We start from the raw sequence: 6,625 nt of genomic DNA on the forward strand, positions 1-6,625 counted from the left end.
GGGCGCGGTCGAGGTGCTCGGTGATCGGGAGCGGTCACGGATTCTCGTTGAGTGGAATGACACCGCCCGTCCGGTGCCGGTGTCCTCGGTGGCGCAGCTGTTCGCGGCCCAGGTGGTGCAGTCCCCGGCAGCGGTCGCGGTCGTCGGGGACGCCGGCGAGGTCACGTATGCCGAGTTGGACGCGGCTGCGGGTGCTGTCGCGGGGGCGTTGCGGTCGCGGGGTGTCGGCCGCGGTGACCTGGTAGCTGTGCTGCTCCCTCGTTCGGGGCAGGTGCCGTCGGTGTTGCTGGGGGTGTCCCGGGCGGGTGCGGGGTTTGTTCCGGTGGACCCGGAGTATCCGCGGGACCGGATCGAGTTCATGGTGGCCGACGCGGCCCCGGCCCTGGTCGTGTGTACTGCGGAGACCCTGAATCTGGTGCCGGCGGGTGTACCGCATCTACTGCTGCAGGACGCGCTGGTCGGGCCGGTGGTGGATCCGGTGCCGGTGTCGGTGGACGACGTGGCCTATGTGATCTACACGTCGGGCTCGACGGGTGTGCCCAAGGGTGTCGCGGTCACGCATCGCGGTGTCGGGAACCTGGTGGTGGCGCAGGCGGACCGGTTCGCGATCGGTGCGGGTTCGCGGGTGTTGCAGTTGGCGTCGTGGAGCTTCGACGCGTCGGTGTCGGAACTGTGTGTTGCCCTGGCGTCGGGCGCGGCGCTGGTAACGCTGTCGGGGGAGTGGCTCCCGCCTCAGCGGGCGCTGGGTGACATCTGTGAGCGGTTCTCGGTGTCGCATGTGACGGTCCCGCCGTCGGTGCTGGCGTCGGTCGGCGAGCTGCCGGAGTCGGTGGGCACGCTGGTGGTGGCCGGTGAAGCATGTCCGCCGAGCCTGGTGGAGCGCTGGTCCGGTCGTAGGTTGATCAATGCGTATGGGCCGACCGAGGTAACGGTCTGCGCGACGATGAGCCATCCGCTGTCGGATGTGGTGTCGATCGGTGGGCCGATCGCGAATGTGCGGGTGCTCGTGCTCGACGAGTGGCTACGTCCGGTCCCGGTCGGTGTGATCGGTGAGTTGTATGTGTCGGGTCCGGGGGTCGCGCGTGGCTATGTGCGCCGGCCGGGGTTGACGGCGTCCCGGTTTATCGCCGATCCGTTCGGCGGTGGTGGTGGGCGGGTGTATCGCACGGGTGACCGGGTGAAGTGGACCGCCGGCGGCGAGCTGATGTTCGCGGGGCGTGCCGATGATCAGGTGAAGGTGCGGGGGTTCCGGATCGAGCCGGGCGAGGTCCAGGCGGTGTTGCAGGCGCATCCGCAGGTGGGTCAGGCCGCGGTGATCGTGCGGGACAACCAGTTGATCGGCTATCTGGTCCCTGTGCAGGGCGACCTGAACACGGGTGTGGTGCGGGAGTTCGCGGCGCAGCGTCTGCCGGATTACATGCTGCCGCTGTTGATCGTGCTGGACGCCCTGCCGGTGACGGTGAACGGCAAGCTTGATCGTGCTGCGTTGCCGGCCCCGGACTTCAGCGGTGTTGGTGGGCGTGCTGCGGCGACCGCGACTGAGGAGATCTTGTGCGGGTTGTTCGCCGAGATTCTCGGTATCGATTCGGTGCCGGCGGATGCGTCGTTCTTCGACCTTGGTGGTGATTCGCTGTCGGCGATGCGGTTGATCGCTCGGGTGCGGCGAGTGTTCGCGGTGGAGCTCAGTATCGGGGAGTTGTTCACGGCGCCGTCAGTGGCTGAGGTTGCGCTGCTGATCAGCGGTCCGGTGGCCGGGCAGACCCGGGCCGCGTTGGTGGCAGGGGAACGTCCGCAGCGGCTGCCGTTGTCGTACGGGCAGCAGCGGATGTGGTTCCTGAACCGGTTGGAACAGGCGGACTCCGCTTACAACATGCCGATGGCGTTGCGGCTGCGCGGCGACCTCGACGTGGCCGCGCTGGAAGCGGCGCTGGGTGATGTCGCCGGCCGGCACGAGATCCTGCGGACGATCTATCCGGAGACCGGCGGGGTCGCGTGTCAGCAGATCGTCGATGAGCGGCCGCCCTTCTCCACCGCCGTGTTCTCCGACGATGAGCTGGCTGCCTTCCTGGGCCACGGCTTCGACCTGGGTGTCGAGTTGCCGTGGCGGGTGCGGTTGTTCACGGACGGTCCGGGTGAGTTCGTGCTGGCGATCGTGGCGCATCACATCGCTCTGGACGGCTGGTCGATGGGGGTGCTGACTCGGGACCTGCGGACGGCGTATGCGGCCCGGCTTCGGGATCAGGCGCCGGCCTGGACCGAGCTGAGCGTTCAGTACGCCGATTACGCGTTGTGGCAGCGCGAAGTCCTCGGTGGGCTCGGTGACGAGCAGGTCGGGTTCTGGCGCGAGACCCTGACGGGCGCCCCGCAGGAACTGGTGCTGCCGTTCGACCGGCCGCGTCCGGCGGTCGCGTCATTCCGGGGTGGCACCGTCCCTGTGCGACTGGACGCCGAGACGCACGCCGCTCTGCTGGCGCTGGGCCGGAGCCAGAACGCCACGCTGTTCATGGTCACGCACGCGGCGCTCGTGATGCTGCTGTCACGCATGGGCGCCGGCATTGACATCCCGATCGGCACCGCGATCGCCGGCCGTGACGACGCCGCACTGGACGACCTGCTCGGGTTCTTCGTGAACACCCTGGTGCTGCGCACCGACCTGACCGGCAACCCGACCTTCACCGAACTGCTCCGCCGCGTACGCGAAACCGACCTGACGGCGTACGCGAATCAGGATCTGCCTTTCGAACGACTGGTCGAAGAGCTGAACCCGGCCCGCTCGCTCGCGCACAACCCGTTGTTCCAGGTCATGTTCACGCTGGAGAACGCGTCGCAGGGCGCGTTCGACCTGCCCGGCATCAGCGCCGAGACGATGCCGCGAGGCAACGTGGCCGCCCGCGTCGACATCTCCGTCGAACTGAGCGAGTGCCGCGACGCGGAAGGCGGACCGGCGGGCCTGACCGGCCGGATCCTCTACGCCACTGACCTGTTCGACGAGGCGGTCATGTCGCTGCTGGCGGAGCGGCTGACATCGGTGTTGCGGCAGGTGGCCGCGGAGCCGGGCATCCGGCTGGGCCGGCTGGACGTGCTCGGCGAGCAGCGTGCGCTGGTGGTGGACGCCTGGAACGACACGGCGCGACCGAGGTCGTCGTGGTCGGTCGTGGACCTGATCGCGCGGCGGGTGGCGGCGGTGCCGGACGAGATCGCCGCGGCCGGTTCCTCCGGTCACTTGACGTACCGGCAGTTGTGGGAGCTCAGCGGCCGGATCGCGGGTGCGCTGGCCGCACGTGGGGTGGTGCGCGGCCGACGGGTCGGGCTGCTGATGGACCGCTCGGTCGAACTGGTGGCGCTCCTGCTGGGCGTGTGGCGGGCCGGTGCGGCGTACGTGCCGGTCGATCCGCGGTGGCCGGCCGGACGTGCGGAGTTCGTGTTGCGCCGGACCGATCTGGTCGTCGCTGACCGGGACCTCCCGGGGCTGGCAGCCGTGCCGTTGCCGGAACTGCTGGCCGGGCCCGCCGCACCGGAGGTGTCCCTCGCGGCCGGTGACCTGGCTTATGCGATGTACACGTCGGGGTCGACGGGAACACCGAAGGGTGTCGAGATCAGCCACGGCGCGGTGGCGGCTCTGGTCCAGGATTCGTGCTGGAGCGCGGCGGCTCGCGGCAGGGTGCTGCTGCACGCGCCGCACGCGTTCGACGCGTCGATCTTCGAGCTGTGGGTTCCGCTGGTCAGCGGTGGGCGGGTGGTGGTGGCGGAGCCGGGCCGGCTGGATGCCCGGGGCCTGGCCACGCTGGTCGCGGAGCACAGCCTGACAGCGGTGCATGTGACAGCCGGTCTCCTCGGGGTCCTGGCCGACGTAGCCCCGGATTGTCTCGACGGCGTCGCCGAGTTGCTTACCGGTGGTGACGTCGTGCCGTCCGGGGCGGTCAGCCGCATGATGGTGGCCAACCCGGGCATGCGGGTGCTGCATCTGTACGGGCCGACCGAGACGACGCTGTGCGCGACCACGTTCGCGGTCAGGCCCGGTGAGGTGGTGCCGGACCGGCTGCCGATCGGTGCGCCGCGGGACAACACCGCGGTGTTCGTCCTCGACGAGTTCCTGCAGCCGGTGCCGCCGGGCGTGCTGGGCGAGCTGTACATCAGCGGCGCCGGACTGGCCCGGGGTTATGCCGACGATGCCGGTTCGACGTCGAGCCGGTTCGTGGCCTGCCCGTTCGCCGCCGGCGAGCGCATGTATCGCACGGGTGACCTGGCCCGGTGGGATGCGACCGGCCGGGTGCACTTCGCGGGCCGCTCGGATGACCAGGTCAAGATCCGCGGCTTCCGGATCGAGCCCGCCGAGATCCAGGCCGTGCTCGCCTCCCACCCGCAGGTGGCACAGGCCGTGGTGATCGTGCGGGAGGACCGGCCGGGGGAGAAGCGCCTGGTCGGCTACCTGGTTCCGGCGGCGGACGCGGTGGAACTGAGCGCGGTCCGCGAGTTCGCGGCGCGGCGCCTGCCCGACTACATGCTCCCCACCCTGCTGGTGCTCGACACGGTGCCGGTCACGGTCAACGGCAAACTCGACCGGGCCGCGCTGCCGGCTCCGGATCTCAGCGGTACGGGCGGGCGTCCCCCGGCGACAGCGATCGAGGAGATCGTCTGCGGCTTGTTCGCGGAGATCCTGGGTGTCGAGTCGGTGCCGGCGGACGTGTCGTTCTTCGAGCTCGGCGGTGACTCGCTGTCCGCGATGCGGCTGATCGCCCGGGTACGTGCCGTGCAGGGCGCCGAGGTCAGCGTGCGGAGCCTGTTCACCGCCCCGACCGCAGCCGGAGTCGCGCAGCAGATCGAAGCCTGGACCGGCACCACCCGAGTGGCGCTGACGGCGCGGGAGCGTCCGGAGCGGCTGCCGCTGTCGTACGGCCAGCAGCGTATGTGGTTCCTGAACAGGCTCGAGGACCCCGGTCAGAGTGTCGCCTACAACATGCCGATGGTGCTGCGGATCTCCGGCGACCTGGACGTCGCGGCGCTGGAGGCGGCGCTGGGTGACGTCGCCGACCGGCACGAGATCCTGCGCACCGTCTATCCGGAGATCGACGGGGCCGCTTTCCAGCAGGTGGAGGAGGGTGTCGAGTTCTCCATCGCGCGCTTTTCCGACGGTGAGCTGGCTGCTTTCCTGGGGCGCGGGTTCGATCTGAGTGTCGAGTTGCCGTGGCGGGTGCGGTTGTTCACGGTCGCTCCGGGTGAGTTCGTGCTGGCGATCGTGGCGCATCACATCGCGTTGGACGGCTGGTCGATGGGGGTGCTGACCCGGGATCTGCGGGCGGCGTATGTGGCCCGGCTTCAGGGTCAGGCACCGGCTTGGACCGATCTGCCGGTGCAGTATGCCGATTACGCGTTGTGGCAGCGGGAAGTTCTCGGTGGGCTCGGTGACGAGCAGGTCGGGTTCTGGCGGGAGACGTTGTCGGGTGCTCCGCAGGAGTTGGCGCTGCCCTTCGATCGTCCGCGTCCGCCGGTCGCGTCGATGCGCGGCGCCGCGGTGGACCTGTCCGTTGGTGCAGAAACGCACGCGCGGCTGGTGGAGCTGGCCCGGCGTAACGGCTCGACGATGTTCATGGTGGCGCATGCGGCGCTGGCGGTGTTGTTGTCGCGGATGGGTGCGGGCACGGATATCCCGCTGGGTACGTCGGTGGCGGGTCGTGGTGACGCGGCCCTCGACGAGCTGGTCGGCTTCTTCGTCAACACCCTGGTTCTGCGTACGGATCTGACCGGCGACCCCTCGTTCACCGATCTGCTGGGCCGAGTCCGGGAAACCGACCTTGCCGCGTACGCGAATCAGGATGTGCCCTTCGAGCGGCTGGTCGAGGAGCTGAATCCGGTTCGGTCGCTGGCGCACAATCCGTTGTTCCAGGTCATGGCCGTGGTGCAGAACCTGCCTTCGGCGGACAAGGGCTGGGACCTGCCGGGAGTGCTCGTGCAGCCGGCCGGGCAGGACGCCGAGCAGCACGCGGCCAAGTTCGACCTGACCGTGACCCTGGAAGAACGTCGTGACACAGCGGGTAGCCCCGCCGGTCTCAGCGGCGGCATCCTCTACGCGACGGATCTGTTCGACGAGTCGACGGTGCGTGCGCTGGCCGATCGTCTGATGCGGGTGCTCGACCAGGTCGCCGCTGATCCGCAGTTGCGGTTGAGCCAGGTCGACGTGCTCGATGAAGCCGAACGGGCCCTGGTGACCCGGGACTGGAACGACACGGTCACGCCGGTGACTGCCGGCACGGTCCTGGATCTGATCGGGGACTGGGTGCAAGCGACCCCGGAGGCGGTCGCGGTTCGGGACAGTGTCCGGTCGTTGACGTATGCGCAGCTTGATGAGCAGGCAACGGCCGTCGCAGCGGGTGTGCGTCGTGGTGAGCGGGTCGGGTTGTGTCTGCCGCGTGGTGTGGAGTTGGTCGCGGCGATGCTCGGCGTGTGGAAGGCCGGCGCCGCGTTCGTGCCCCTGGATCCGGAGTTGCCGGCGGCTCGGCGGGAGTTCATCGCGGCGGACAGCGGCGTGTCGCTGATCATCGATGCAACCTGGGAGCCTGCCGTTCGGGGTGACGGTGTCGCTGCCGATGTTGACGGCCGGGACCTGGCCTATGTGATCTACACGTCC

The 6,625-nt window shown here is 69.5% G+C and carries 1 protein-coding gene; it reads left to right on the forward strand.

Features of this window, described 5'->3' with window-relative positions; genetic code table 11:
* On the forward strand, positions 1 to 6,625 hold a 6,625-nt coding region (locus tag Acy02nite_RS45750), incomplete at both ends, for a non-ribosomal peptide synthetase (RefSeq protein ID WP_203756480.1).

Origin of the sequence: Actinoplanes cyaneus (assembly GCF_016862095.1) — a bacterium.
GTDB classification, from domain to species: domain Bacteria; phylum Actinomycetota; class Actinomycetes; order Mycobacteriales; family Micromonosporaceae; genus Actinoplanes; species Actinoplanes cyaneus.